16 protein-coding genes and 2 pseudogenes are annotated in these 24,959 nt (G+C 34.0%); 14 read left to right on the top strand and 4 right to left on the bottom strand.

What is annotated here, in order from left to right:
• Positions 1–717: 717 nt before the first annotated feature.
• Together A374_RS16915 and A374_RS16910 are read left to right on the top strand one after the other, a co-directional pair.
• Positions 718–1,803, top strand: coding sequence for a hypothetical protein (locus A374_RS16915; RefSeq protein ID WP_238535189.1), 1,086 nt, complete (start codon positions 718–720; stop codon positions 1,801–1,803).
• A 383-nt stretch (positions 1,804–2,186) separates the two neighbouring features.
• Positions 2,187–3,764, top strand: a complete 1,578-nt coding sequence (locus tag A374_RS16910) for a DUF6119 family protein (RefSeq protein WP_007203459.1) — start codon at positions 2,187–2,189, stop codon at positions 3,762–3,764.
• Between the two features lie 504 nt (positions 3,765–4,268).
• On the opposite strand, the gene A374_RS16905 is transcribed toward A374_RS16910, so the two are convergent.
• Entirely contained in the window at positions 4,269–5,027 is a 759-nt protein-coding gene (locus A374_RS16905) for a hypothetical protein (RefSeq protein ID WP_007203458.1), read from the bottom strand.
• Between the two features lie 722 nt (positions 5,028–5,749).
• Here A374_RS16905 and hsdR point away from each other — a divergent pair.
• The 3 genes from hsdR to A374_RS16890 all read left to right on the top strand — a co-directional run bounded on the left by hsdR (position 5,750) and on the right by A374_RS16890 (position 11,932).
• Positions 5,750–8,959 carry a type I restriction-modification system endonuclease gene (gene hsdR / locus A374_RS16900; RefSeq protein WP_007203457.1) on the top strand — a complete coding sequence of 1,070 codons (3,210 nt, stop codon included), beginning with the start codon at positions 5,750–5,752 and terminating at the stop codon, positions 8,957–8,959.
• A gap of 112 nt (positions 8,960–9,071) precedes the next feature.
• The gene (locus A374_RS16895; protein WP_007203456.1) at positions 9,072–10,502 is read left to right on the top strand and encodes a class I SAM-dependent DNA methyltransferase; all 1,431 of its coding nucleotides are present in this window, start codon (positions 9,072–9,074) and stop codon (positions 10,500–10,502) included.
• Positions 10,499–11,932 carry a restriction endonuclease subunit S gene (locus A374_RS16890; protein ID WP_007203455.1) on the top strand — a complete coding sequence of 478 codons (1,434 nt, stop codon included), beginning with the start codon at positions 10,499–10,501 and terminating at the stop codon, positions 11,930–11,932. Before A374_RS16895 ends, A374_RS16890 begins: the two co-directional genes overlap by 4 nt.
• Before the next feature lie 539 nt (positions 11,933–12,471).
• Here the strand turns inward: A374_RS16890 and A374_RS16885 are convergent.
• Positions 12,472–13,596, bottom strand: coding sequence for an SIR2 family protein (locus tag A374_RS16885; RefSeq protein ID WP_007203454.1), 1,125 nt, complete (start codon positions 13,594–13,596; stop codon positions 12,472–12,474).
• Positions 13,597–13,790: 194 nt separating this feature from the next.
• On the opposite strand from A374_RS16885, the gene A374_RS16880 reads away from it, so the two are divergent.
• The 9 genes and pseudogenes from A374_RS16880 (at position 13,791) to A374_RS16845 (ending at position 21,980) form a co-directional block, all read left to right on the top strand.
• Positions 13,791–14,354: a recombinase family protein gene (locus A374_RS16880; protein ID WP_007203453.1), complete on the top strand. Its 564-nt coding sequence runs from the start codon at positions 13,791–13,793 to the stop codon at positions 14,352–14,354.
• 277 nt (positions 14,355–14,631) lie between these two features.
• A complete protein-coding gene (locus A374_RS16875; RefSeq protein ID WP_007203452.1) occupies positions 14,632–15,351 on the top strand; it encodes an HNH endonuclease in 720 nt (239 codons plus the stop codon).
• A gap of 301 nt (positions 15,352–15,652) precedes the next feature.
• Positions 15,653–16,486, top strand: coding sequence for a hypothetical protein (locus A374_RS16870; protein ID WP_007203451.1), 834 nt, complete (start codon positions 15,653–15,655; stop codon positions 16,484–16,486).
• 229 nt (positions 16,487–16,715) lie between these two features.
• Positions 16,716–16,844, top strand: a pseudogene (locus tag A374_RS20200) (TCP-1/cpn60 chaperonin family protein); the annotation flags it as partial.
• Positions 16,845–17,277: 433 nt separating this feature from the next.
• Positions 17,278–18,540, top strand: a complete 1,263-nt coding sequence (locus A374_RS16865) for an ATP-grasp domain-containing protein (protein ID WP_007203449.1) — start codon at positions 17,278–17,280, stop codon at positions 18,538–18,540.
• Positions 18,541–18,556: 16 nt separating this feature from the next.
• Complete coding sequence (locus tag A374_RS16860; protein ID WP_007203448.1) at positions 18,557–19,819, top strand: ATP-grasp domain-containing protein; 1,263 nt, start codon at positions 18,557–18,559, stop codon at positions 19,817–19,819.
• A pseudogene (locus tag A374_RS21495) lies at positions 19,816–20,207 on the top strand (adenosylhomocysteinase). Before A374_RS16860 ends, A374_RS21495 begins: the two are co-directional and overlap by 4 nt.
• 488 nt (positions 20,208–20,695) lie before the next feature.
• Entirely contained in the window at positions 20,696–21,097 is a 402-nt protein-coding gene (locus A374_RS16850) for a contact-dependent growth inhibition system immunity protein (RefSeq protein WP_007203446.1), read from the top strand.
• Positions 21,098–21,443: 346 nt separating this feature from the next.
• Positions 21,444–21,980 (top strand): hypothetical protein, encoded by a 537-nt coding sequence (locus A374_RS16845; protein WP_007203445.1) that lies wholly within the window; start codon positions 21,444–21,446, stop codon positions 21,978–21,980.
• Positions 21,981–22,337: 357 nt separating this feature from the next.
• On the opposite strand, the gene A374_RS20190 is transcribed toward A374_RS16845, so the two are convergent.
• Both A374_RS20190 and A374_RS21375 read right to left on the bottom strand, forming a co-directional pair.
• On the bottom strand, positions 22,338–23,003 hold the full coding sequence (locus A374_RS20190) for a DUF1433 domain-containing protein (RefSeq protein WP_007203444.1): 666 nt from the start codon (positions 23,001–23,003) through the stop codon (positions 22,338–22,340).
• 15 nt (positions 23,004–23,018) lie between these two features.
• Positions 23,019–23,606, bottom strand: a complete 588-nt coding sequence (locus A374_RS21375) for a DUF1433 domain-containing protein (RefSeq protein WP_007203443.1) — start codon at positions 23,604–23,606, stop codon at positions 23,019–23,021.
• Positions 23,607–24,959 lie beyond the last annotated feature (1,353 nt).

Raw genomic sequence — 24,959 nt, 5'->3', positions numbered from 1 at the left:
TTATTTTTGTTGTCCAACTAAGTGTAGCCTATTCACATTAGATGTGTAAGTGAAAAAAGGGAACGGTCACGTGGCTGTTCTCTTTATTTCATTTAATCCCCCCAACGCACATAACATGTTGAGAAAAATCCTGATACGAGACGAAAAACAGGGTTACTATTTTTCCTAATGAATTTTGATAAGCTAGGATTAAAATGTTACTTCCTTTCTAAGTCGACAATTTGGACTTCAATTCAGTTCCCATAAGTACGAATATCATACTTACGGGAACTATAATAACCTAAAATTGTTGTAAGGGTTTTATTAGTTACTCTTAAAAATACTCTAACAACAAATAAAGATTATTATAGTTCCCCTTAGTACTAAAATTGAACTTTAGGTATGGTGCTATTCTATGTCACATGTACCTTTAAGTAATTACGGGTTTATGAGAAGGCAATATATTTAGATGCTTTCTGTTTTTTAGAGATGAATACAATATTCTCATCCATGTATCAGTACTGTAAAAAAATCATAAAAATAATAAAAAAAACTTGACAATACCTATTTAAAACTAACTTTAAGAAACACCAGCTTTTTATTGCCAAATCTCCTTATACCGCTCTTTTGTTAAATCGTTTGTAACACTAGGAAAAACCTGATGTATCAAGGGTTATAACCCCAATTTTGTATAATTATATATAACGACTGTCATTAAGGTAGTCGGAATCTACAATCATGAAATTATACAAAGGGAGTTATGAAGCACATATGGAAATTGTATTTGAACACAATATTAAACTAGATAATCATGTTATAACTAAACTGCTTGAACAAAATGATAAGAGAGCATTGTTTATCTACAGCTATGGATTGAGATGGAATATTGAGAGACTATGCGTTCCAACTCAAATATCATTTATTTTAGACTTGCTTGGAAAGAAGCCAGTGGCTACGAACATCAAATCAGTAAGGAATTCATTAAAAGTGCTAGTAGAAATGAAATTAATTAAAGTGTATTCGGATATCACTCTTAAGAAAGAGGCTGAAATTGATTCATTAAACAAAAATGAACAAATTTTTGTAGTTGCAAAAGAATCCCTTTCTGAAGAGAATTATACTTTGGTCAAGGCGGACTACATTGATAAGGCTATGATAAATTTCTTGGAACTTGAGAAAGAGGATATGGTTGCAACTGTGCTTCTATTAAGTCGTAATATTGAAAGAAAAGATGAAGTATTACAAATTACTTGGCATTCGACCGAAAAGCTTTCGAAAGAACTTAAAATCAGAAAAGCAAGGTTATTTGAATTAATTGATGGTCTTAAGGAACTTGAGGTTATTTATTTTGAAAAGCTTACATTTGAGTTCGGCGAGGGTAAGAAGAAAGAACATCTTATTTACTCCATGTTTGATGGTTCTGAACAAGTTAAAATGGCGATGATGAATGCTAAAGCAAATGGTAAACTTGACGCTAGAGCCAAGGATGCAATTAAACATAATGAAAATTATATTATTGTCCCGCTATATGATGAAGAAACTGATCAGATGATTTATGCTAATCAATTTGCTAAAGATGAAGATGTATACAATCGTTTAATTTATGTAATTTTCAATGGTGAAATTCTACAACCTACTAATTATGAATTGAATGTTCGCTCTATTAAAGTAGTAAATAGTGTATATAAAGATTTTGGTAAAGACACACTCGTTCAAGCTCTTGATGATATTGCCTTTAAAGCAAGTGGTGCAGATAATCCAACAGGATATTTAATCTCAAGATTACCAGAAATATCGAGAGAATTGTCACAAAAAGTATCTTAATAACTAATACTTCATGCTATTAGGGGGGTCGTTCCTTCCCCCTAATACTACATCAAGAAAAGTTAATATCTCATTAATAAAACTGTGATTTTATGTTGTTTACTATAGTAGTTAGGCTTCCAGCTTTGTTAGCCAGCCATGGCATTGCTCTCTTAAAGCTAGAATACACGTTTGGCGCTTCTATAAAGCTTCTTCTCCCAGTATTCTACGTTACTTTTCGGAAGGTGACCATGTAAGTTGTAAATTGATAATGGATACAGATAACACTCGTATCCGTATACTATTCCAACCCTTGGTATTTATCTGAATAGTTAGCCTTTTCTGGTTATTTATGGGATAATTATGTAAAGATTTACAAATATATACAGAAAGGGATACTGGAGATGCCTAGAGTAAATTTAACTTGCTTTTTAATTAAGGAAGATTATGAGGAATTTGTTGATGTGCTTAAAAATGATGTACATTACGATGTATTTCAATTAAAAGCTGAACATAATCTTGATGGAGTTATTGTTGTTGGGACGAATAGCGCTCAACCACCTCAATGGTTAGAGATTCTACAAGTTATGTCTGAAGATACTATACAGGACTTAACCAATAGTTCTACTAGAGCAGTGGTAATGGTAAGATGTGAACAAAGAATCTTTGTGTATCCTTTCGGTTTTGGTCGATATCTTATTAACGACGAAGCAATAGTAAAAGATTTTGGAATTAAAGTGGTTTTAAATTCAGTATTACCCCACAAATTAAGAAGTATCGACACAGCGACAGTAAATGAAATTACTATCCATTCAAGAACACAAACAAGCAAAACTACCTCTGTAAACTCCTTTGGTATAGATGTTGTTAAGGACTTTTTAAAATCAGTCACTGGTGAGCCTGCAAATACACAATTAGGGAAAGTAATTACGGGTAAGGAATCTATACAACTCACTTATGAATTTGAAGAATCTTTTGATGAATTCAACATACTCTGCACACATTTACTTGATCGATATTGTAGTAACAATTATAAAGAAAACTTTAGTTGGGTTGATAACTTGCAGCTTGTAAATGACTCCTTATTGAAAAACCTTCTTAATCAAAAGCTATTAGAAAAGTTACATCAACGAGAGGACAACATGCTCCACATTGCCCCTCCAGAAATTGTTGATTGGTCAAATATAGGTGGCTTCACCTTTACCCCAAACTCACATACAGATGATGATTTAGATATTAATAACTATTTTAGTTACATTAATCGTTTTGTAAGGTTTGAACTCGATCATATTAAACGACATTACGTTTATGTTTGGGATGTGGGTAAAGAAAACCATATAGCAAAATGGAAGCTGTACGATTGTTTTGTGTTTGAAACAGATTACGAACAGAATAAATATATATTAACTATGGGAAGTTGGTTTAAAGTAAATGAAGAATTTGCTAGTTTGGTTGAAGGATATATTAGAGAAATATCTGATGCAGTCTTAACTTTGCCAGAGTGCGGAGCTAATGAAAAAGAGGGAGAATATAACCTTCGAGTAGGCAATGAAAATGAAGATATGATTACGCTCGATACAAAGAATGTTAATTATAATGGCAGTCAAATTGAAATCTGTGATTTAATGACTTCAAGTGGTCAGTTAATTCATGTGAAGCCATGGAAAAGTTCATCTACATTAAGCCATTTATTTTCACAGGGTAGAGTGTCCGCAGAGAGCTTATTTCAAGATAAAGAATTCAGGATTTTAAGTAACGCTAAAGTTAATGAAATAAATGAAGTTTATGCTCACCATATTAAGGTAGATGATTTTGACCCAACAGAGCTGGAAGTTATTTTTGCAATTATCGATAAAAACGATAGGGATTTACATGAAAGGCTACCTTTCTTTTCGAAATTAAATATGATGCAAACAGTAAAACACTTAAGAAACCTTAGATACAATGTCTCTAAATGCAAAATTCGAAGAGTAATCGATTAAAAAGGATAAGGACAAGATGAATAAACGTAAAGAGTTTATCAACTTACTTGTGCGTTTCTGTAACAGTCAGGAACGCTTTTTGTGTTGTACTAAGGACGTTAGGGAAAGCATAAGTGAGTCATAATTCATGCTCCTCAGATGATGAGAACGGCTAGTGATGGCTTTCAATTGTAGCTTCTCTTCGTCTACTCTTTATCCTTTGATGTGCTAGGATGGAATCTAAGAGCATTAAGAATGCTTGATGTTTAGATGCTCCTTATCTAACTCCATTTAGGAACGAAGTGTCATTTTGGCGACACTCTCTTCCCGATGATTGTAATGGTGTGAAAGGGAACGGTAACGATAACAGGAAAACCTTACCTATTTGGAAGAACAAGAAAGAGAATATCCATCTCTTTCTTGCTATATTTGATCCATAATGTTCAGTGTGGTACGTGAGTTGTATGTAAACTAGCGAAAAGTAATGCCAAGTGAAAATTCCGCACTTGGCACTCCATAATAATGCTATTCGTTTTCTTGCTCAGTTTCTTTTTTATTACCAAAACTATCGTTATATTCAATCTGATAATACTTGTATTGATCTCTAAGTGAATCCTTTAACTTATCACATAACTTTTGATAAACTGTCATTCCATAAGAGTAGGTATTTAAATCAGTATTACCACTAGGTTGTCCGTGTCTAAGATTAATAGCGCTGGATATATTATCGTCGATATCAGTCAGTATTACGAGAATATCCGATTTAATGGATTCTCTAACAAACAATAAATCTCTAGTTAATTCTTTGTTTTCTTTTTCAATAAAATCTATTGCTGCAAACCAGTGATCGAACTTCATGTCGTACCATCCACCAAACTTAAAAGGTAGTTGGGGATTGATGTTATTGCAAAGAAAAGTTATTTCTTCAGTTATCGATTTAAAGTCTGTACCTTCGGGAACTGGATAAGCGTCACGAAGGGATTGTATTAACGTGTCGCAAAGCTTTCGTATTTTTGCTACCTTGTTATGTATGTATTTAAATGTTTTAACTTTTGACCTTTCGGATTCTAAATGAACGTTAATGAAGTAGAATATTAATCCGGTAATGTACGCTAAACATATTTTGTAGTATAAAGCACCTAATTCGGCGCCAAAAGGAAACCATTCAGGAACGTTGCTTAGCCATAGATCGATTATTAAAACTGATCCTATCGCTATAATAAACAAAAATTTTAGTTCCTTTCTTAAAGTAGAGATACGATGTTTCCAAAATTTTAGTTTCATAGACTCTCCTCTGTTTTTAATGAAAGTATATCACTTTTTTATTTATGCAAGTTAACAAAAGAACAGGGGACAACTACTAGGTAATTGCCTGAAATTAAAGATCTAGTTAGTGAACAATACGATGATAATTTGCAATCGAAGAAAAGGTGCTTATTCAAGTAACGGGTGCATGAGTGGAAGATCATGGGGCAACCGATGCAGCTTTTTTTTGTGCTAACGGTTAACAGTCACAGACGCTTAGAAATGCTTGTAGTATCGTTTTAAGCAGTCCGTTTTCCCATATATCATCTTCTCATATTCAACTGCGGGCATTACAAAGGTAAGCCATTGGCAAAGCAACGTAATGATTTCAGAGAAGGTAGACCAAGAAAACACTCAAATTCTACTTGCTTTAGAATATTCCAATATACTCCCTTCTTTTTTGGCTTAAAGCTATAGGTTGATTAATCCACATAGCACAGATATTGTTAACCCTGATTGGTCCTCACTAAAGTTGTTCCAAGTAGTTAATACCTACGGAGTATATCTGATTTATTAAAATATCGATTTTATTCATTATTGTAGCAATAAACAATAGTGAATGTTTTTCACCATCTCCTCTTCACAAAACAGATTATCCATCTAATATGAAATTAACGAGAAATAACAGTTCACTTTAACCAATTTTTGTATGATTATAGTATAATTGACGCATCTAAACTATTGGAAAACGGTGATGAAAATTGGAGAGTAATTTTGCTTTTTTTCGAGGGAAATGGGACGTGCTTGCGAATCTAGGGGAAACAGCAGAAAAAAATCTATATCAAGATCCACACACTACTGTGATGAAACTCCGATTGTTCGCTGAAACAGTAGCCAAGTTTGTTTTAGCATCTGATAATATTACTGAAGTCTATGGCACTTCTCAGGTAAATCGTATTAATACGATGCGGAGAGAAGGCTTAATTGAAGCTGAACTTATTGATATATTTGAGACGCTTCGTCTGGAAGGTAATATTGCTATGCATGAAGCGGGTTATGAGAAAACGGAAGAAGCTAAATCATTGTTGCATTTGGCTTTTCGCTTATCTGTTTGGTTTATGGAGGTTTATGGTAATTGGGATTTTCAAGCACCAACATATCAAGAGCCTGTAGAAAAAGAAAGTCAAGACACGGAAAAGCTCCAACAAGAATATGAAGTGAAAGTTACCCAACTTGAAAAGGAACTAGAAACTCTACGTGCAAAAGCAGAAACTGAAGGAGCAGAAGTAAAGGCAAAACGTAAGAAGATAACCAAAAAATTTGTCAGGAACAATAGGTTAACTGAGGCGGAGACTAGGGCTATTATTGATGAGAAATTACGTGCTGCTGGATGGGAAGCAGACACCTTGACGTTAAATAGGCAAAAACGTGGAACTATGCCAGATAAGAATCGCAAAATGGCTATTGCTGAATGGAAAGTTGAGGGCGGAAGAGCTGATTATGCTCTATTTATAGGCTTGAAATTAGTCGGGTTGATCGAAGCTAAAGCAAAGCACAAAACGATACCAAGTGCGTTAGAAAGCCAAACCAAGGTATATGCAAAAAATATTAAGCAGATAAAGGATGAAGTTATCACGAAAACGAGTGGTGACTATAAAGTCCCGTTTCTTTACGCAACAAATGGAAGACGGTATTTAAAACAGCTACAAGAAGAATCAGGAATTTGGTTTTGGGATTCTCGTAAGCCACTGGAGTATGCTCGGCCATTAGAGGGTTGGCACTCTCCAGAGGATTTAGAGCTATTACTAAGTCAAGATGACCAGGATGCAAACAATAACCTCCAAGAAGAAGATATTACCAAGTTTGGTTTAAGACCTTATCAACAAAAGGCTGTTCTCTCTGCTGAAGAGGTTTTGATTGAAGGAAAGAAGAGAAGAATGCTAATTGCTATGGCAACAGGTACTGGTAAGACTCGAACCGCTATAGCATTAATGTATCGTCTAATAAAAACTAAAAAATGTCGCCGAATTCTTTTCTTAGTAGACCGTAATTCATTAGGGAAACAAACTCAAGATGCTCTGAAAGACACAAAGATTGAAGGATTATCTTTCGCAGATATATATGACGTGAAATCTTTGGATGATATTGAGCCAGAAGTTTCTACTAAAGTTCAGATTGCTACTGTTCAAGGAATGGTTAGAAGACTTTTTTACAGTAGCAATTCAAGTATGCCAAGCGTAGGACAATATGATTTCATTATCGTTGATGAGGCTCATCGAGGCTACACAAGTGATCGTGAGATGTCGGAAGAAGAATTGGCATTTAGAGACCAGGATGATTATATTAGCCAGTATAGGCGAGTAATTGATTATTTCGATGCAGCTTGTTTGGGATTAACGGCAACGCCTGCACTCCACACCACAGATATTTTTGGGATGCCAATATACAAATATTCTTACAGTGAAGCGGTTTTAGAAGGATTTTTGGTAGACCATGAACCTCCTTATCTATTTAAGACAGAACTATCACAAGTTGGCATTACTTTTGAAAAGGATGAAGAAGTAGAAGTATATGATGTAAGTGAAGGAGAAGTTATACTGGAAAAGATGGAGGATACCCTTCATTTTGATGTGGAACAATTCAACAAAAGAGTAATCACTACGCCTTTTAACAAAGTGGTATTAGATAAATTAGTGGATTACATTGATCCTACAAGCAGGGAAAAGACGTTAATATTTGCAGCTACAGACCAACATGCAGATTTGATTGTTCGGTTATTAAAAGAAGCATTCAAAGAGCGTGGGGATGAAGTAGAAGATGACGCTATAATGAAAATCACAGGATATATCTATAAGCCTCTAGAAGCGATTAAAAGATTAAAAAATGAACGGCTCCCAAATGTAGTAGTGACTGTAGATTTACTGACTACTGGTATAGATGTTCCTGCTATAACAAACCTTGTATTTTTGCGGAGAATTCAATCTCGAATATTGTATGATCAAATGTTAGGGCGAGCAACACGGTTGTGTCCTGAGATAGGAAAAACCCATTTTAACATTTATGATGCAGTTGGTATTTATGATAAGCTGAAAAAATATACAGAGATGAAACCTGTTGTTAAGCAACAAAGTTATACTATCACTGACCTGTATCACTCACTGGCCCAATCTTCAACAGAAGAAGAATCTACATATTTTAGGGAGCAGCTGGTAGCTAAAATTCAGCGTCGCAAACAAAAATTGAACGAAGAGGGAAAGCAAAAGTTTAAAGAATTATCAAAAGGTAAACCTATCGATGAATGGGTGAAAGAAGTCCAAAATTATTCTCCAAAAGAAGCAAAAGAAAATAATATACTGTTTGAATACCTTGAAACATATCGAGTAAAAGGAGATAAACGTTACATTTCCAATAAAGAAGATAAGATATATGAAGTTATACGTGGATATGGGGAAGGGAATAATCGCCCTGAAGATTATTTGGATGGTTTTGTTCGTTTCATTCAAGAGAATCTAAATGAAATACCCGCTCTTCAACTTGTTTGTTCACGTCCTAGAGATCTGACCAGAAAAGATTTGAGAGAGTTGATATCGATACTTGAGACAAAAGGCTTTAAACAGTCTCATTTACAATCTGCATGGAAACAAACGAAAAATGAAGACATTGCAGCTGATATTATTAGCTTTATTCGTCAAGCTGCTTTAGGAGAAGCTCTAATTGATCACGGCACTCGTATAAGACAAGCAATGCAAAAAGTATACTCATTGAACGATTGGACGCCTAGACAAAAGAAATGGCTGGAGAGAATTGAAAAGCAACTAATACAAATACCAGTACTAGCTCCAAATTCACAAGACGCATTTTCTGAAGAACCATTCCTTAGTCAGGGAGGTTATAAAGTGCTTAAAAGGGAATTTGGGGACTCCATAGATAGAGTAGTAAATACAATAAATCAGAACCTATATATTAGTTGAAGTTTGCCTCTTTAGGGAGGCTTTTTATTTGTTATAATGGGAATTCGGCTACTAAATTAAAATGTTAATATTGAACTATAGATATTTTTGGAAAAGATCTGGAGGATGGAGAATGAACAACCAAGAAATTGTACAGAAATTATGGAGTTTATGTAATGTATTGCGAGATGACGGTATTACATATCACCAATATGTAACTGAATTAACTTATTTATTATTTTTAAAAATGATGAAGGAACAGCAAAGTGAGGCAGTTATTCCAGAAGAGTACCGCTGGGACAATTTACTTGAAAAAGAAGGATTAGAGCTTAAAACGTTTTATCAGCACTTGCTGCTAGAACTAGGAAGCAACGAAAACGAAAGATTAAGGCTTATTTACACAGACTCATCTACTAGCATTTCAGAGCCTAAAAATATGGAGAAAATTATGAAGTCTATAGATGCTCTTGATTGGTATAATGCCAAGGAAGAAGGGCTGGGTGATTTATACGAAGGTCTTCTGGAGAAGAATGCAAGTGAAACTAAATCTGGAGCAGGACAATACTTTACTCCAAGGGTGCTTATTGATGCTATCGTGCAGCTTGTAGATCCTAAAGTAGGAGAACGCTGTAATGACCCTGCAGCAGGAACATTTGGGTTCATGATTGCTGCAGATCGTTATCTAAAAAACAAAACAGACGACTATTTTGATCTTGATCCTAAAGATGCTGAATTTCAAAAGAAAGAAGCATTTACAGGAATGGAATTGGTAAAGGATACACATCGTCTTGCTCTTATGAATGCGTTGCTTCACAACATGGAAGGGCGTATGGAGCATGGCGATTCTCTATCAAGTAACGGGAAGTGGATGAAGGATTTTGATGTTATTCTAACAAACCCTCCATTTGGAACAAAAAAAGGTGGAGAGAGAGTTTCCAGAGATGATTTAACATTTGAGACTTCAAATAAACAGTTAAATTTCTTACAGTTAATCTATAACGCATTAAAAGAAGATGGAAATGCTCGTGCAGCGGTTGTTTTGCCTGATAATGTGCTGTTTGAAAGTGGTATTGGTTCGCAAATCCGACGGGACTTAATGAACAAATGTAATTTGCATACCATTCTGCGACTTCCAACTGGTATCTTCTATGCACAAGGCGTAAAGACAAATGTATTGTTCTTTAATAGAGGCACAACCGACCAAGATAATACGAAAGATGTTTGGGTATATGACCTCCGCACAAATATGACTTCGTTTGGAAAACGTAATCAATTAACAATGGCTCATTTCGAAAATTTCATGAAAGCATATGTGGAAGAAGACCGTACCAAAGTACAAGATGAGCGTTGGAACAAGTTTACTAGAGAAGAAATTACAAAAAAAGATGATAGCTTAGATATTGGATTAATTGCAGATGAATCTTTATCATCGTACGAAAATCTACCAGACCCGATTGAATCGGCAGAAGAAGCGATTGTGAAACTTCAAAAAGCGATGGATTTATTAAATGAAGTAGTTGAAGAATTACGTGCTGTTGAAGGTGACGAGGTGGTCACAAAATGAGTAAGGAAAAAAGGACTATTGAGAAATTGTTAGAAGAGGCGTTAGTACCAGAGCAAGAGAAGCCTTACGAAATACCTGAAAATTGGATGTGGACAAAACTAGAAGACGTTTGTTCAAGAGTAACTGATGGCACTCATAAGACACCTAGATATATAGATAGTGGAATCAGGTTTATATCGATTGCAAATATTAAACCCTTCAAACCTATTGATTGGAATAGTTATACAAAATTCATTTCAATTGAAGAGCATCGGGAATTAATTAAGCGAGCGAAACCTGAAAGAGATGATGTGTTATTTCCAAGAATTGGGACTTTGGGCTATGCTAAAAGAATTGATTTTGATGAAGAAGTTTCAATTTTCGTAGGTTTAGGCTTAGCTAAACCGATCAAAGAAATAATGAATCCTAAGTATCTTGAGTTATATATGAATACATTGTTTGTTAAAAATTATTCAATAAGTAAAGCGAATGGTACGGGTAGATTAACTTTACCATTAAAAGAAAGTAAAGCAATGCCAGTAGCTTTACCGCCCTTTAGTGAGCAAAAACGGATTGCTGAGAAAGTGGAACGGCTTTTAAGTAAAATTGAAGAAGCGAAGCAGTTGATTGAAGGAGCGAAGGAAACGTTTGAACTTCGTCGAGCGGCTATTTTGGATAAGGCGTTTCGTGGGGGATTATCTAAAGGTCTACATGTAAAAGAGAAAAATGAAAATAACGAGGATGAAATTGAAATTAATCATAACACTGAGGAATTTTATGAACTTCCGTATAATTGGAGATGGGTTTCTTTAGAATCTGTTTGTGAAACTATAACTGATGGAGACCATCAAGCACCACCTAAATCAGAAGAAGGCATTCCTTTTTTGGTTATATCAAATATTAATAAAGGTTTATTAGATTTTCAAAAAACTCGGTTTGTACCTAAGGAGTATTATAATAAATTGCATGCTAAAAGGAAGCCGAAAGTTGGTGATGTTCTATATTCGGTTACAGGTTCTTATGGTATTCCTGTTTTAGTAGATACTGATAAAGAGTTTTGTTTTCAAAGGCATATTGCCATTTTAAAGCCTAGTGAAGATATTCGCAGTAAATATCTTTACTACATTTTGAAATCTAGATTAGTTTATAATCAGGCTACAAATTATGCTACTGGGACTGCACAATTAACTGTTCCATTGTCTGGATTAAGAAAAATAAAAATCCCTTTACCATCATTAAATGAGCAAAATTATATAGTAGGAAAAATCGAACGTATGTTTAATAAGCAGGCTTATGCAGAGAAGTCCTGTATAATTTCAAATGAGAATATAGAAGTTATAAAACAGTCTATCCTCTCTAAAGCCTTCAAAGGTGAACTCGAAACAAACAACCCAAGTGAAGAAAATGCAATTGAATTATTAAAAGAAGTGCTACAAGAACAAATAAAATAGTTATAAGAAGGCATCCATATTAATTGGATGTCTTTTATGCTTGCATACATGCCAAGTATTGGAATTGGTTTGATACAGAACCACTCACATTCACAAACTGACGATCGGTAAATTTCCGACACGACTCACATTATTAATATGATTTAGCATGGTAAAGTAATAAGAATTGCAGTGAAACCCTATTCAAGTTCGATAATGGTATCGATAGCAGAGGTATACTCTTTTAAGTGATATGAAATGAGAGATACCGCTACTTTTATTATATTGTTCCTGACAAGATACAACGTTTCAAAAGGTACACTTTCTGCGACGAATTTAAGAAACAGTAGAATAAGGGTTTAGGATAGTCTCAAATGGTATCTTATTAGATTATGAAACGCATCATAATTACGTTAGGCCTTTTGATACTAGTCTAATAAACCTAGAGTACTAATATACAAAATGCATAGTGTTTTGATTTATTAGGTAGTTAAATAAACTCTCTAAACAAGTGAAATAAAATATTCACTTGTTTGGAGAGTAACTTAGAATTTTAGTACTTAACTTGTTCTAACTTCCTTAAGAATTTTAGCAATTTCTTTATAATCGTTTATCCATATTACTTTTATCCCAAATGACGCTGCATCTAACTCTTCAAATTCTTCCATTTTTATTAACAGTTGTTTAGAAGTCTCGTCAAGGTTTAAATTGGCTTTAACTTTTTCGTTCAGTAGAGGAGCATTTCTGCTTAAAAGTTCTTCTAAGTTTCTTTCGACTTCTTTAGGATTATACTTCATCTTAAATATATAATGATTTTTTGGTTTGTCTCCTTTTTGTAACATTGCAATATCAAGTAATCTTCTAATGTTAGGGTCCGTTAGAGAAATCCCTATAAATATACAAACTTTATCTTTAAACTTATTTATTTGGACCATATTATTCCAACTGTAGATATCATTATACTGTTTATGATATAAATTTTCGCTAAGTGTTATTGAATAGTCTTTATCAATTTCTTGTTCTTGGGGCAAATACCCATGAACATGATAGATTGGTAATTCTCCATTTTTAGGATTCATTCCAACCTTATAAATTGATTTGAATGGAATTTCTACATTACTGCTTAATAAAGCACCTTCAAGAATATCGTCGTAATTATATGTTATTACGCTATCAAGGTTTGGACTTTTTCCAGGAGCAATGCAAAATTGCAAAATCTCCTTTATCGTTGGTGAATCCGCACCTCTATTTACTTGCTCATAAAGGGCTTCTTTCACCATTTCTTCAAATGTTTTTTCAGTATCTTTTTTCTTAAAATATTCCTCTAGAAATCTAGCTGAAATTAATGGACTATTAGGAAATAGCTCAGGAAATAGTTTTGACAATACTAAAGGTACGTCAGTATTAGTATTACTGTTGTTAAATGTCTCAAATAACAATTTTTGTAGTAAATTTCCCCAGCTAGGAAGATTATATGGTACTGAAACTCCTGCGCCAAGTACTAAAACTAATTCCTCTTCTTTGTATGCTTTATTTAAATTGGAGATATGCTCATTCCTCGTGTTACGAACTCTTAAGCTAGCAGGTAGAGAGGATTTGTTTAGAAATTCCCTTAATTCATTAATAGACAAGTTACTTAGAGAGTGTTTCAACTCTTGAGAAAATATATCAACTCCAATAGACATGTAAACCTACTCCTAACAAAACTATTTTTCCATATTATAACATAAATATTTCAATTTAATTTACCATTCGACTGATAAAAATAGTGCAATAACTTGAAAGTTATTGCACCTTTTTAAATGCCTTGCTATAATTGGTTTTAACAGGTGCATTAACTTAGTGCAATAAATAGGTTATGAATAGCGAGGACTTAACAATGAAATACGGATATGCAAGAGTCTCAACAGTAGCACAAGATTTAGAGGTTCAAATTCAAGCAATACTATCGGAAGGTTGCGAGATTATATATAAAGAGAAGATTACAGGCACTAAAACCAATAGACCAGAGTTCAACAAGGTGCTTGAGGTATTACAAGAAGGGGACACGTTAGTTGTAACAAAGCTAGATCGATTTGCTAGGTCAGCAGTAGAAGGTATGCAAACAGTTAAGGATTTATTTGCAAGAGGAGTAAAGGTTCACATCCTCAATATGGGACTAGTAGAAAACACCCCAACAGGAAGACTGATATTTAATATACTTAGTTCATTTGCAGAGTTTGAAAGGGACATGATTGTAGAACGTACTCAAGAAGGTAAGGCATTGGCTAAACAACGAGATGATTTCAGAGAAGGCAGACCTAGAAAACACTCCAAGCAACAAGTGCTACATGCATTAGAATTGCTTAAGACTCACACATATAAAGAGGTTGAAGCAATGACGGGAATAAAGAAGCGAACACTAATTTATAGGAAGAATGAATTAGAAGCAAAGCAATTATAAAGACTTATGAACCAAGCTGATACGGGGGGGCATATTTCCACATTTTCATAGGGTGCGAAGTAGGGATATACCCTATGTACCCTAATCCACACGACACAAATAACGAAATTTTCTAAATTTAATTGAAGAACTGGAAGAATTTAAGGCTACTTTTAAAAAAATGATAGCGGAAGTTTTTAGAAGACTGACGCTGTAACACACGTCTTTGACCTAGTTTTTAATAAATTATCTGATTTATATGTTAAAATAAGGTAAAAACATGTGAGGTAGGCAAAATATGCATTACATTGATAGTGAAGGTAGGTATTTTACAAAAAAACTATTAATAGAGGCAAATAATGCGGCTATTAGGGAAGAGAGAAATCGACAACTGAAAGAGGAATATTTAGAAAATTTATCCCATGATATGGTTTATCCAATCTCTCTCTCATTTGATGAACATAATAGAGGAGAGATTAGAGTTCAAATTGTTTTTGACGAAAAAGGTACAACTGGATTTTTAGATATGTCAAAAAATAGATACAATCTCTTACCTAAAGCAATTTACCATATTGATGGCACTGTAGAACTTGAGACTGAAGAAATGATCAATGCTAAAAGATTATACCCTGAGGGCAGAGAGTATACAGAGACAGTTGGAAGGAAATTAATTAGAGATAGTAGCTTTAGAACTAAAGTGCTTAAGGCGTATAATAATGAATGTGCAATGTGCGAATTAGATGATGTTTCAGTTTTAGTAGCTGCTCACATACAACCAGCACATTTATGCGAAGACGATTCTGTGAACAATGGAATTTGCTTATGTAAGATACATGATAAATTTTATGAAGATGGAGATATATGTGTAAGATTTAATGGTGAAATATTTCTTCAAAATGAAAATATAAAGATTGACTACGACAAGATTAGATTTCCTATTGATAAAGCTGATTATCCTTCTCCTAACAGGTTAAATCAAAGATTAGAAATGTCTATTAGACGTTTTAAGCGAAATTAATTAAGTTAAAATAGTAGGATATTTTGGTTGCAATGAAATACATTTTTAATTCATCAACATCATTAATTGGCTATTGAGTAGGTTATTTTTTTAAATTAGTGAAGGAATACGGGTACTATCAACAAATTAATTGAGCATTTAACTAGATATGGTTAGATGCTTTTATTGTGGAGTTAATGACGACAAAATATATTGATATTATTCAATACGATTCAATACCAAACATACCGATATGGGGTAAAATAATCAAAAATTTAGTCATATGATTAATTGCATAATATACTTAACAAGGGGTGTTATAATGGGGTTTTTAGGGTTATCAAAAACCGATGAAGAAAAGTTACAGTATGAGGTAATATCAAACAGAGCAAGGTTAAAAATCACTCGTTTAATTAGAGAGACTTGTTTTAATGAAGATAACAGTCTTCATTTATTGCGACAAAATAGGTTTGTAAACATTGCAAATAATGTTCTGGGTAAACCACTCTATATACTAGAATCAGACGATATGGGTGAATACCAAATGGCTGAACATGCTTGGCATCTTGGAGAAATAGAGATTTTAACAAGAAGACCAGATACAATTCAATTAGTGGAATTATTGGCAGATTTACTACAAGAAAGTTTACTGGATATTAATATTATTAATGAAATCTTATTAGAGGATGGGGCATCGATTAGTTTTGAAGAGAGTTATAATAATAACATAAAAGTTTACATTACTCCCATTGAAGAGATCGAAGATGTTCAAGACTCACAAGAACATCCCAATATTAGAAAATTAATTAAACGATTGGATACATTACTTGCTGAAAAAGATTTCTCAGGTGTTTTGCATACCAGTGCTTCTATATTTGAAACTTTAGCAAAAGATGTTGTTGGATTAGCAACCGTGGAAAATAAGCCACTCGGAGGCTTCTTTGAGAGGTATAGAAAAGAATCTAGTCTTCCAGAGCCAATTTTAGAATTTATACTTGGAATATATATAAAAAGGAATACTGAACCTTTAGCGGGACATGGGAGTACTCAGAATCCAAAAGTTGAGGAAGAAGAAGCCATTATGTTAGCAGAAATGACTAAAACTCTCGTGAGAATTGAAAGAAAGTTGGCTTTACCTCAGGTTGTTAAAAATTAGGTTATTTCTAATGTTATAGTATTTGAAAACAGTCGTAAAAAGGTTATGGCTGTTTTTAATTTTATTCTGGATATATTAAGGGTTTTAACATCGGCTTAAATAGTTTTAGAAATCCTAACCACTTTACAATATTCTACCACTACATTATCATTTTAAATGAAGTAATATTATAAGAAGTGGTTACTGCAAGTTGAATATAGGTATTACATGATTATATCAGTATTTTCAAGCATCCGTATCTGCAATGTTCCTAACAACAGAAGCAGTCATCGCTGACAAACCAGAAGAAAACGCTGGTGGTGCTGGAATGCCTGACATGGGCGGCATGGGCATGGGCGGAATGGGCGGCATGATGTAATAAAGGTTGGAAAACCTTTGTTAGATCAACGTCTAGAACGTTACATCAAACAATAAGAAAAGGTCTTTCATTAGCTTGTTAAAAGCTGATGAGAGGCCTTTTTTCACGTATAAGTAAAATATTGTTTACTAAAACAAATGAGGAATGGCTGTTTCGAGATGAGTAGGAATACTTCTGATTTATCTTGATTTTTTACTAGTGCCTCACAATTTCTGTTATAAAATGATTTAGAGAAAGATCTCTCTCATTATTAGTTGTCGTGACTATAGTGGATCAAGGTGGGGTCTTCTTTTTTATATCAAATTTTCATTTACACAACATATTTTATACGCTCTTCACACTCATGTAAGCGTTTCATATTTATATGGAAAAATAATGAATACTATGAGAATATTAAAGAAAAGTTTGAAAAATTGTAGGTGAGTGAATAAAAATGGCCGATTCAATAAAAGCGCGTAATTTGGGTGATAAAATCGAGGGTGACATTATGATACAAAAAAGTTCTCTCAATAACAAACGTGTTCTTCTAATAAATAGGTTTCCATATTGGTTATATTGCGACAAAGAGTTCTTTTTAGAAGGAGTAGAAAATCTTTGTATTCTTCATTCAAAAGAGAGTAGGTTTGATTTCCCTGAGGATAAGTATAGTTCCGTTGTAATTTGTGATTTTTCCTCTGAGAAAGAAGTTAATGAGGCTGTTGAATATTTATTCGGAAATCATACGTTTGATGTTGTTATTAATTTATCGGAACCCTTTATGGAAATGGCTGCTGCTATAAGAGAGAAGTATGCTGTTCAGGGAATGACTAAACAAACTGCAGAGATGTTCCGCAATAAAATCGAAATGAAAAAAGCTGTAAATAATGCAGGAGTATTAACACCAAAGTACACAAGTATTACATGTCAAGAGGACATATATAATTTTTATAATCAGGTTGGGAAATCAATAATTAAACCCATTAATGGCATGGGGGCTTATAATACATATGTTATAGAGGAATTTGATGATCTATCTAAAGTTATTAGAAAAATTGATGATTTTAAAAATTACGAGATGGAGCAATTTATCACGGGTGAAATGTTTCACTGTGACTCGATCATTGTGAATGGAACAGTGGAGTTGTGCTCTATAAGTAGGTATTCTCAACCTCCTCTGAACTATTCAAATGTGGATTATTTGTCCTCAGTAATGATAGGAGATAAAAATTTAAAAGAAAAAATTGAAAAGGTAAATACGCAAGTGATCAATGCTTTAAATTATAAAAATGGTGTTACTCACCTTGAAGTATTTTTAAATGAGGATGAAATCATTTTTTGTGAAATAGGAGCTCGTGCTGGAGGTTCTGGTATTATACCATCCATAAAAAGCATATATGACATAAACTTATTTAATGCGGATATTAACTGTCAATTAAATGATGAAGTAGAAATTTCTACTGCGGATCAAATGTATGCAGGTTGGCTCATTATTTTTAGTAAAGAAGGTATTGTTTCAGATATTAGCAGTATTGAGGACTTTAATTTTGATTGGATTTATTACAAAGAAATTAAGGCCAAACGAGGTGATGTGTTAAAAAGTGCCAATAAATCAACTTCATCTGTAGCGGAATTTTCAGTTACAGGAACCTCTGAAGCCGATGTACTTCGTAAGATTAATATGATAAGAAATGATTTTACATTAGATTTATTTTATTAGAATAGAGGTTTTGTTCTTGAAAAAGCATGCACTAATTATAGGTGACGTTGATAGTGTAAATGATTTCCTTGATTTTAACGACTTCAAGTATTCAGTTATAACCTCTGAATATGAGTATAATTTTATGCCATCGGCTATTACATTTGCTGCAAGTCATATATACAAAGTTAAAACACCTAGCCATTTTGACGCCATGTGTTTTGAGAGGAGCATTAGTGAGATCTTACGTTACGTTAAGGAAATTATAAATAAATCAGGAAAAATCGATTGTGTGATCTCAACTCATGAACATACTATATTACCTGCGGCGACTATTCGAACAGAGTTTGATATAGACGGTTTGAAATTTGATCAAGCTATTAATTTAAGAGACAAAAATGAAATGAAATCTAAAATTAAAATGTATGGTCTCCCAACACCAAATTTTAAACTTTTAGAAAAAAGTTCTTTAAAACACACTATAAAAGACTTTATTGATCAATATCATAAAGTTGTAATAAAGCCTACAAACCAAGCAGGTAGTTACAATCTATTGGTTTCTTCTGATGTAGAGGAAGCAACTCTTCATGCCGAAAAGTTAATTAAGGATTCTAATAAAACGGCAATCGAGCAATATGTTGACCTGCCTATTATGCATTTTGATGGGGTCTTTGTTAATGGAGAGGTTGAATTTCTGTCGGTGTCAAAAAAAATTGGTAATTGTTATGATTATGTTTATAATAGGGAAAATTTATCAACCATTATCGTTACCGATCGTAGGATTTATGCATTAGCTAAAGACTATGTAACAGAGTGTTTAAAAGCATTAAAAGTAGAAACTATGATTTTTCACCTTGAAGTTTTTAATAAAGACAATGAAGAATTTTTATTTTTGGAAATCGCTGCAAGATACCCTGGAGCCGGTATAACCAAGTTGATACATAAAGTTTTCGATTTTGATATGGTTAAAGCAAGTTTTTACCTTGATAGTTTAAAGATATCCGAAAAAAGTTTACATAGTAAAAATCTAAAGGATGCAAAACCAACAGGTATGGTTTTAATTCCATCTCCACAGAAAAAAACGTTGAAAGTGAAGGGGATCTCTGGGTTAGAAAATCTACCTAACAATATAATTAAATCAGATTTTTGTGGGCCTGGTAATACAATTACTTTTTCAACTATAGATGCCTTTAAATCAATAGCAAGTTTCTGGGTTTCTGATGAAAAAGTTAGAAATGTAGAAAATTCAATTAAGGAAATTGAAAGTCATTTAAAAATTTACTGTGAGGAAGTGGAATAGTACAAACCACTATTAATGACTATAAAATTGAAGATATTTCTTTAGCTAATATTGGAAGTAGAGCAATTGAATTAGATGAATTTGCTATGCCTGGTTTATTAGAATTAAGAAATTATTTTAGTGATGAAAAGCCACAAGTCGGGCAAAGATTGCCGGATGCTTAAATATGACTGTTCAAACCGCGGCTTTTGTAGAAACTCTTAAAAGTTTAGGTGCAGAAATTAGATGGTGTTCAAGTAATAGTCATTCGACTCAAGACGAAGCTGCTGCTATAGCTGAAAAAGGGATTCCAGTTTTTGCATGGAAAGGCCAAACTTCCGAAGAGTACTTGTGGTGTGTAGAACAAACTTTGTTCTCAAACGGAGAATGGTGGCCCAATATGTTTTAGATTATGGAGGAGACCTTGTAAATCTAGCACATAATATAAAGAGAGTTACAGTAAGAGAAGGTCTTTCATCGGCTTGTTTTGAGCGGATGAGAGGCCTTTTTTACTTATAAGTAGAATACGTTTATTCGTACCATTTTAAAAATGGTGGGAAAAGGATTTGATTATTCTACTGAAGTCGTCACTGAGCTGCCTAAAAAAAAGGAACCTGAAGGAAAGGAAGAATCCGGTGGCGGATGGTGGGAAAAAACCACAATGATCGCGATCGCCAGTGAATGAACTGGATTAACAGATGTAAAGGCCCTTTATTATGGAGACGATGAATCAGGAGAGAAACTTTCAGGATGGGACAAGCAATCCATTTGGAAGTCTTATTCCCTTGGGAAAGGTCTTTAAACAGGATAAAGCGGGCTATAAGTTAACTAGAGGAAGTAAAGGTGTAGGTACTTTTGCCGGAAAAATCAACCCGAACCTTTTGGAGGTATATGAAAATGAAGATAAGAGATATTTATCAATTGCCACAGAGAAAAGCCCCAAAAGACTATGCATTGGATGAATGGTATAACACCTTAATAAATAAAGATAGTACAGAATTAGACATTATTGATTTATGTAGAATGATTAAACAGAATATTTTTATTGAAATAGCAATTGATAAAGCAATTGAGTGTCTTAAACGTAATCCTCTAGAAGGTGATGTTTATGATGGTCAGTTATTAGAGATATTATTTTCTGTTGATATGGAAAAAATCATAGAACAAAAGGAAGTACTAAAAGAACTGCTTATGGACGTAAAAGAAAATATAGAAATGGATAATTTTATAAGTGATGAGGACTTTAATGAATATAAAAACTTAGTAGAGAAGTTCTCAACTAAAATAAACGGATACTAAACTTAAACTATTACCTTGATTGGCTATAAGCCTTTCAAGGTTTATTACTTTAAATCTAAAGGCTCAAAACCAAAACGAGGTGTTGAAAAATTCAGGTGAGAAAAATGAGGGATAAAATTGAAAAGGAATCTGCACATCCTGTATTGTTGTATGTACCACCAAACAACGTCCCTACTCAGTAGATCAACGTCTAACACGTTACACCAAACAATAAGAGAAGGTCTTTCATCGGCTTGTTTTACGTTCAGAAGCTAGGACGCTATAAAACGAATTTTACAATAAAAGGGTATTTTTGTTTTTTTCTAGAATAGATATAAAAAACGAAAACGTAAAGCAGGTGACTAGTATGGATTCTAATTATCAAGCAAATACGCCGCCTATGAATAAACATCAAACTGAAAAATCATTTCGTCATACAAAAGCGTGGGGATACGTTGCAGCTGTTGCTCTATTACCCTATGCTTTATTGAAATGTATTTGGGCTTGGGGAGGTAGTATCGGAAGTACTTCGAATCAATCGATGCATGATTTTACAATGAACGTGCTGCAAGATCAATCATCGTTCCTATATATTTTATACAGTGTCGGTATTGATTTTACAGCTGTAATGGCGATTATTGGATCCTTCATCGGTATAGCACTCGTCAGTTCGTGGGGATTAAGAGTGCGGCATATGTTGCTAGTTGTCGGATGGCTTACTGGTCTAATAACTTTCATCGCATTACTATCTACAATCCTTCAATTGTTCGGTTTGATTCCTAAAGGAACTACTGACGGCTTAGCGATATGGGTTTACGTTATTACTTACGGAGGCTTACTAGTGTGGGGAGTGTCTGTTTTTATGGCAACATTGTCGTTGCAGAAACGGTTAAAACAGAAGTGAATAAATAAGATTAAAGGACTATGAGATAAGTACATAGTCTTTTTGATTGTAATGAAAGAATGTGAGGGGCCATGCCAAAAACAATTCTTACTGGGGAGAGTAGTGCGAGAGGTCAAGGGATCATGAAGAAGAGGTGATTTTAGGGTTTCCCGTTTTGCGTGTTACATTAGCAACCGCACATTGTGCGCCTAGTGTTTGCTACAGCTAGGCGCGACTAAAGGAATAAGAGTGCCAGGTTATGAACCCTAATGCTTACTTATTTTTTTTGCGTTTTTTTCAATTTTCTATAACAGATTATAGAGAGCGTACTTCGTCAAATGTATTTCCTTTTAAAATTGTTGCGCTAAACCAAAGCATTTAATGCTTTTCTATTTTATCCTTTTCTTGCTCGATTTCCGAAAAGGTCTTAATTGAAGGCTTTACGAAGCTTTGTACTTTTTTTGATGGCTCAAATTCACGTTCGAAATGTCCTTTTGGGAGACTGACTTTAAACCAAAGCTCTTTCTTATGATTGATATAACCAAAAATATAGGACTGTAAATGTTCACTCGCTCCGTATCTTGTGAAGGTAATGGATGTCACATCATTCAGATTATAGTGAATAAACGTTTCTATGCGCTTTTTTTGAGCAGCAAAATAGTTGATTCTCTCTTGGCGATAGCCTTTTTCTGTTTCTTCTTTTTCGATTTCTGAAACAGGTTTCGTTCGAAGTGTCGAGAGTGCGTTTAGTTCAGGTGAGCAATTAAAGTCATCTTCGAAGTTTTTTTCATAAATGGTGGCAGTAAAGTTTAATTTTTTATTGTCATTTACATAGCCTGCAATGTATGGAATACCCATTGGACTCTCTTCGCGCTCCTTGAAGGTTATTGCTCTAGCACCTTTAATATTATGTAAGATGTATTTTTTGACGCGCTTTTCTTGTGATTGCCAAAATGCTTGGTCATTGTAGTGTTTCATTGTAAGCGGTACGGCAATGAGAAGCAAAAGAAGTAAAGAGATTGAAAGCCATAGTTTCTTTTTCATAGACGGGCTCCTTGATCATCTTTGTTTTTCATGCTCAATTTCCGAAACGGATTTGATAAGAGGTTTTACAAAGTCACTCAGGTTATTGGAAGTCGTAAAATCATTCTCAAAGTTTTTCCCTTTAATACCAGTTCGGAACCAAAGGTCTTTCTTGTTATTAATGTATCCGTTCACGTAAGAAACGTTTTTGGTTGATGTACCATATCTGGTAAATTGTATTGAGTGGACGTTTTTTAAATTGTATCGAATGTAGGTTTCTACACGTTGTTTTTGTTTTTTAAAATAAGCAATCCGTTCTTGTTTATAGCCCTTTTGTGTTTCTTCTTTCTGTATTTCTGAAACCGATTTTTCATTTAAACTTACAAGTTCGTCAAGTTCGGGTGAGGTATTAAAATTATCTTCAAAGTTTTCTCCATAAATAGAAGCTGTAAAATCAAGATTCTGATCATTATTTACATAGCCTGCTAGATAGGGAATACCCATAGGGCTTTTCTCGTGTTTGGTGAACGTTACTGTTTTTGAATTTCTTACATTATGAAAGACAAAAGTTTTCACACGTTCTTCTTGAGTATTCCAATAATTTTTTTCGTTTACATGTTTCATTATAAAGAATCCCCCTGCTGCAATGCATAATGTGGATATTATAGAAATAATAATTATTTTTTTCATTGAAAGATCCTTTCATTCTATAGTAGTAAAATATACCACAAAAGGGTTGCTACATGTTTATCGTTGAACGGGAAAATTCGGCAACTAACTGAGAGTGAAGAAGAGCTTTTAGTAAAATAAACGCCATCGAGCTACTAAATGTTGAGGCGATATACTTGTTATAGATATGGTCTGTTTCAGATAATTTTTCAAATGATAGAATAGGTGAATATAAAGCAGCGGTACGAATCGATTTGTTTTTAGAGAGGGAAGAGAGTTAACCAGCTCCCCTTAAAATTGTATATGCTTAGCATCTAAATGATGTATTACCGATTAGTGAACTATTGCTAAGCAGGAAATTGTCCTCAAGATATTCAGGTATTTGAAGCAAATGTTTATATAGAAGAAAAGTGTTGAGGTAAACATACCTTAATTTGGCTATTGCAACTTCTGTATCCCGAATAACTGACACATATAAATTCCTTTATTTGGTTTTTTATCTACTAGAACGATAGATGCTCTTTGTAGAGAAAGGAACGAAAATGAACGGGCTGATGATATTAAACGAAAAAGGTTAAAGACAGATCAGAAGAGAGAAAGAGATTTAACATTAAAAAATGAGTGATTATCAGAAACAAGTCAGTTAAATATGAACGTGTTATGGATGATTTCAATTCGAGATCATCTTTTTTTGGTGTACCTGGCATGGGTACAATATATAGGGTGAAAGTCCCGAACTGTGAAGGCAGAAGTAGCAGCTAGCTTAACGCAAGGGTGTCCATGGTGACGTGGAATCTGAAGGAAGCGGGCGGCAAACCTCTGGTCTGAGGAACACGAACTTCATACGAGGTTAGGTATCGTTGGATGAGTTTGCCAAACAAGACAAAATCCTTTCTGCCAAAGGCGATACAAAGTAAATGAAGCAGATAGATGGAGGGAAAGATTGTATTCTTACCCAGGGAGGTCTGACTGATAAGCCGAGCGCACTCGGTAACCTATCTTAGCGATAAGTAGCTGAACAGTCAGAAGTCAGCAGAAGTCGTAGTACTAATGGGTCTAGAACCATTAGGAAGAACGGAATCAATGAAGAAGAATGAGCACTTTGCGTACGTGTTACCTTATGAAGCAGAAATATCATACTCCCTAACGGAGGAAGTGATGAATCCACGGGGGACGTTAGAAGGGCTGAGGGTAACGCCACACAAGAAGAAGGACTCATTCACGTAGGAGTTTGATGGAAATGATGAAACGAATCTTAGCGTATCAAAACGTTACGAATGCACTCCGTAGAGTGGAAAGAAATAAAGG

The sequence above is a fragment of the Fictibacillus macauensis ZFHKF-1 genome, from assembly GCF_000269865.1.
GTDB lineage: Bacteria > Bacillota > Bacilli > Bacillales > Fictibacillaceae > Fictibacillus_C > Fictibacillus_C macauensis.
The sequence above is the reverse complement of the archived record's forward strand: the minus strand, read 5'-3'. Positions and strand labels throughout refer to the sequence as shown.

Excerpts from the sequence above, each read along its gene's own strand:
- A374_RS20190 (WP_007203444.1), bottom strand. The coding sequence starts at position 23,003 with ATGAAAAAGAAACTATGGCTTTCAATCTCTTTACTTCTTTTGCTTCTC.
- A374_RS16885 (WP_007203454.1), bottom strand. The coding sequence starts at position 13,596 with ATGTCTATTGGAGTTGATATATTTTCTCAAGAGTTGAAACACTCTCTA.
- A374_RS16905 (WP_007203458.1), bottom strand. The coding sequence starts at position 5,027 with ATGAAACTAAAATTTTGGAAACATCGTATCTCTACTTTAAGAAAGGAA.
- A374_RS16895 (WP_007203456.1), top strand. The coding sequence starts at position 9,072 with ATGAACAACCAAGAAATTGTACAGAAATTATGGAGTTTATGTAATGTA.
- A374_RS16910 (WP_007203459.1), top strand. The coding sequence starts at position 2,187 with ATGCCTAGAGTAAATTTAACTTGCTTTTTAATTAAGGAAGATTATGAG.
- A374_RS16845 (WP_007203445.1), top strand. The coding sequence starts at position 21,444 with ATGGATTCTAATTATCAAGCAAATACGCCGCCTATGAATAAACATCAA.
- A374_RS16890 (WP_007203455.1), top strand. The coding sequence starts at position 10,499 with ATGAGTAAGGAAAAAAGGACTATTGAGAAATTGTTAGAAGAGGCGTTA.
- A374_RS16875 (WP_007203452.1), top strand. The coding sequence starts at position 14,632 with ATGCATTACATTGATAGTGAAGGTAGGTATTTTACAAAAAAACTATTA.
- A374_RS16915 (WP_238535189.1), top strand. The coding sequence starts at position 718 with ATGAAATTATACAAAGGGAGTTATGAAGCACATATGGAAATTGTATTT.
- A374_RS21375 (WP_007203443.1), bottom strand. The coding sequence starts at position 23,606 with ATGAAACATGTAAACGAAAAAAATTATTGGAATACTCAAGAAGAACGT.
- A374_RS16865 (WP_007203449.1), top strand. The coding sequence starts at position 17,278 with ATGGCCGATTCAATAAAAGCGCGTAATTTGGGTGATAAAATCGAGGGT.
- A374_RS16870 (WP_007203451.1), top strand. The coding sequence starts at position 15,653 with ATGGGGTTTTTAGGGTTATCAAAAACCGATGAAGAAAAGTTACAGTAT.
- A374_RS16850 (WP_007203446.1), top strand. The coding sequence starts at position 20,696 with ATGAAGATAAGAGATATTTATCAATTGCCACAGAGAAAAGCCCCAAAA.
- A374_RS16880 (WP_007203453.1), top strand. The coding sequence starts at position 13,791 with ATGAAATACGGATATGCAAGAGTCTCAACAGTAGCACAAGATTTAGAG.